4 protein-coding genes are annotated in these 2,308 nt (G+C 36.5%); 3 read left to right on the top strand and 1 reads right to left on the bottom strand.

The features are described from left to right. The first annotated feature begins 78 nt into the window (after window positions 1–78). The 3 genes from rpmE (at window position 79) to AC1DSB_RS18255 (ending at window position 1,968) form a co-directional block, all read left to right on the top strand. The gene (gene rpmE / locus AC1DSB_RS18265; protein WP_016428276.1) at window positions 79–294 is read left to right on the top strand and encodes a 50S ribosomal protein L31; all 216 of its coding nucleotides are present in this window, start codon (window positions 79–81) and stop codon (window positions 292–294) included. Window positions 295–631: 337 nt separating this feature from the next. Then, complete coding sequence (locus AC1DSB_RS18260; protein ID WP_477530867.1) at window positions 632–1,633, top strand: YeiH family protein; 1,002 nt, start codon at window positions 632–634, stop codon at window positions 1,631–1,633. A gap of 89 nt (window positions 1,634–1,722) precedes the next feature. After that, window positions 1,723–1,968, top strand: coding sequence for a hypothetical protein (locus tag AC1DSB_RS18255; RefSeq protein ID WP_477530868.1), 246 nt, complete (start codon window positions 1,723–1,725; stop codon window positions 1,966–1,968). 174 nt (window positions 1,969–2,142) lie between these two features. Here the strand turns inward: AC1DSB_RS18255 and AC1DSB_RS18250 are convergent, their stop codons facing one another. Next, window positions 2,143–2,298 carry a DUF1540 domain-containing protein gene (locus AC1DSB_RS18250; protein WP_477530869.1) on the bottom strand — a complete coding sequence of 52 codons (156 nt, stop codon included), beginning with the start codon at window positions 2,296–2,298 and terminating at the stop codon, window positions 2,143–2,145. Between the last annotated feature and the right edge of the window lie 10 nt (window positions 2,299–2,308).

Below are 2,308 nucleotides of genomic sequence, written 5' to 3'. Positions count from 1 at the left end.
GAACTGAACGGGTCGTGTAAGGTGACAGTTAAATAACCCACTCTGTTCCAGATGGTTCAGGGCGAGAGGAGATTTAAGATGAAACCAGGAATTCATCCCGATTACAAAACAGCTACAGTTACATGTTCATGTGGTAACTCGTTCGAAACAGGATCAGTAAAAGAAGACATCAAAGTTGAGTTTTGCTCAGAATGTCATCCATTCTATACTGGCCGTCAGAAATTCGCAGCAGCGGATGGCCGTGTTGATCGTTTCAACAAAAAATACGGTCTTAAAGAAGAAATCAACGAATAATCACAAAATACCCGCTTAGAGTTTCGACTCTATGCGGGTATTTTTTATTTTATTTAAGGTGAGCGGTCAGTTAGTTGAATTCTGGGGAGTTTAGTTGTAAAAAGAGAAATTTGATTGAATTGAATAAATAATGGAAGTGAACTCTTAATCTCATCACAAATAGAAAAGCTACCCTGTAAAGGCAGTCGGTTCTTCAACTAAGCACTCCTTAGTTGATAAATGAAATCTTCCTGTTGTTGGTATTATTCTAGACGGTTCCCAAAATAGATAAAGTGTAATATATGTTAAAATAATCTTTGGGCGTGAGCGAAAGAAAACTATTTAGTGAGGTAGAGAAATGACGAGAAAAGTTGTATACATTTTACCTGGACTACTGGTTTGTATTGCAATTGCAATGATAGGTATAGCACTCGGAAGATTTTTCCCTAATTTAGGGAGTGGTTTATTTGCAATTCTAATTGGTATATTAATTGGTAATTTAAAAATAGGTTCTTATTCCATATTAAAGCCGGGGGAAAAGTTTTCGGGAAGTACTTTACTGTACTTTTCCATTGTTTTATTAGGAGCAACCTTAACATTCAATTCATTATTTGAAATTGGAATGTTAGGTCTTGCTTATATTCTCATTCAAATGGCAGGAACGATTATGTTTGTTATTTGGTTAGGAAAAAAACTGCGATTCGGTGAAGATTTTGGTTTGCTGATGGCAAGTGGAAATGCGGTCTGTGGTTCATCTGCGATTGCGTCGACTGCACCAGCTATCCAGGCTAAAGAATCTGATGTGGCCGTTTCTATTACGATTGTCAATCTGCTAGGTACGGTTTTGATGATCTTGTTACCAGTGATAACAAGTGCGATTTTTCATAACGATGTATTGCAGTCGTCTGCATTAATAGGTGGAACATTACAATCTGTTGGACAAGTAGTAGCTAGTGGGAGCATTGTTGGTGAAGCGGTAAAGGATCAAGCAGCCGTCTTTAAAATCAGCCGAATTATCTTTATGGTAGCTGTTGTTTTTGTTTTGAAACAGATCAAACTTAATAATGGAGAACAGCCAAAATCGCAGGAGTCATTTCAATGGCGTACAATCGTTCCATGGTATGTCGGGGGCTTTTTCATATTATGTTGTTTGAATAGTAGTTTACAATTCCCTGCAACAGTTACACATTCAATTAAGGGGTTCGGAAACTATTTGGAAATCATCGCTTTGGCGGGGATTGGAATGAGTGTGAAAATAAAAGACCTTACACTGCACGGCTGGAAGTTATCGGCTTATGCCGGGGGAATCGGTCTATTCCAGATTGTATTTGCTCTATTATTGATTTTTATTTTATTGTAAGCTTCACATAAAAAAACGTCTCATGAATCCTAATTGTTAGCCATATATTTAAACAATATAAGTTGGGATATATGGAGGATGAGTAGATCATGCAAACAAAAGAAATGCGCTTACGTCGAATCCAACATCTTGCTCATGAAATTATGGATGAGATGAATGTAAGGAAAGAGCAAAGACGATTTGATACAAGACTTGTGATTGATAATCTATCCCGGGCAATCGGCGATTTATCAGATCCATTGGGTAATTATTCACTTGACTATTTAGAAGAAAAAGTGGGAAATGCACATTGCCTGCTATTTAAAACTGAAAAAAACATACACTTTCATCCTTAACTCCACTTGGGGTACCTCAGCATAACACAGCTGGTATAAAATATTTTTACTCCATTCCTTTTTCAAAGCGGATAGAAAAAATAAAATGAATTCATAAACTTGAATGAAAAAGATAATTATCATCATTACTATAAATAATAAAGGGCAACCAAAATGATGGTTACCCTCAAAAGTTTAAGCTTTTGTTACAAATGTTTTGCAATCCGTTTCTTCACTATTGGATGCCTTTTTGCCCTTATGACTGACTACATAAATAGAATCCGCTTTACATTTGTTTCCGGAGTCCCAATGCTTACAGTTATTCACTTCACACAGAACATCTTGAGCCATAGTATCACAC

The organism is Paenisporosarcina sp. P4_E4_2, from assembly GCF_056401595.1.
The sequence above is the reverse complement of the archived record's forward strand: the minus strand, read 5'-3'. Positions and strand labels throughout refer to the sequence as shown.

Bases quoted from the DNA above. Each gene is read 5' to 3' on its own strand.
- rpmE (WP_016428276.1), top strand. From the start codon at position 79: ATGAAACCAGGAATTCATCCCGATTACAAAACAGCTACAGTTACATGT.
- AC1DSB_RS18260 (WP_477530867.1), top strand. From the start codon at position 632: ATGACGAGAAAAGTTGTATACATTTTACCTGGACTACTGGTTTGTATT.
- AC1DSB_RS18255 (WP_477530868.1), top strand. From the start codon at position 1,723: ATGCAAACAAAAGAAATGCGCTTACGTCGAATCCAACATCTTGCTCAT.
- AC1DSB_RS18250 (WP_477530869.1), bottom strand. From the start codon at position 2,298: ATGGCTCAAGATGTTCTGTGTGAAGTGAATAACTGTAAGCATTGGGAC.